At 53.7% G+C, this 816-nt stretch carries 2 protein-coding genes; both read left to right on the forward strand.

Annotation, left to right across the window (positions count from 1 at the left end):
* Nucleotides 1–11 precede the first annotated feature (11 nt).
* On the forward strand, nucleotides 12–233 hold the full coding sequence (atpE, locus tag A3754_RS20415; protein ID WP_007151035.1) for a F0F1 ATP synthase subunit C: 222 nt from the start codon (nucleotides 12–14) through the stop codon (nucleotides 231–233).
* A gap of 65 nt (nucleotides 234–298) precedes the next feature.
* Nucleotides 299–769: a F0F1 ATP synthase subunit B gene (locus A3754_RS20420; RefSeq protein ID WP_063519300.1), complete on the forward strand. Its 471-nt coding sequence runs from the start codon at nucleotides 299–301 to the stop codon at nucleotides 767–769.
* Nucleotides 770–816 lie beyond the last annotated feature (47 nt).

The following is an 816-nucleotide window of genomic DNA, read 5'->3' on the forward strand; positions in this document are numbered from 1 at the left end:
GGAGTGTAAAGATGGAAGGCATTCAATTTCTTGCTGCTGCTATCGTAGCTGGCCTCGCGGCCATCGGCGCAGGTCTGGGCTTCGGCATGATGGGTGGTCGTTTCCTCGAGTCTGTGGCTCGTCAACCGGAGCTGGCTCCGATGCTGCAAACCCGCATGTTCATCATCGCTGGTCTGCTGGATGCTGTGCCGATTATCTGTATCGCTATCGCGTTCCTGCTGATTTTCCAGTAAATCGCGCTTTAACGTTTAAGCCCCGATTTAGGGAAATCTAAAGCAACGCGGATTGAGGTGTTGGCATGAATATTAATGCGACACTAATTGGCCAGGCCATTTGGTTTGCCCTGTTTGTGTTCTTCTGCATGAAGTTCGTTTGGCCCCCGATTTCACGGGCGCTGGATGAGCGTAAGCAGAAGATTGCCGAAGGCCTGAGTGCCGCGGATCGGGCAGAGCGTGATCTGGAGCTGGCGCAGGAAAAGGCGACCGCCAATCTCAAAGAATCTAAAGAGAAGGCGGCCGAAATTATTGATCAGGCCAATCGCCGGGCTAATCAGATTGTGGAAGAGGCTAAAGATGCAGCGCGCACCGAAGGTGAGCGCCTGATTGCCAAAGCCCAGTCTGAGATTGACCAACAGGTTAATCAGGCTCGCGAGCAATTGCGTAAAGATGTGGCTGTACTGGCGTTGAACGGTGCCGAAAAGGTACTGGGTAACGAAGTAAACCAGGACGCACACACGCAGTTGCTTGAGCAGCTGGCGGCTGAACTCTGAGAATACGGGTAACCCATGGCTGAACTGACCACCATCGCACGCCCCTA

This window comes from Alcanivorax sp. HI0083 (assembly GCF_001635175.1).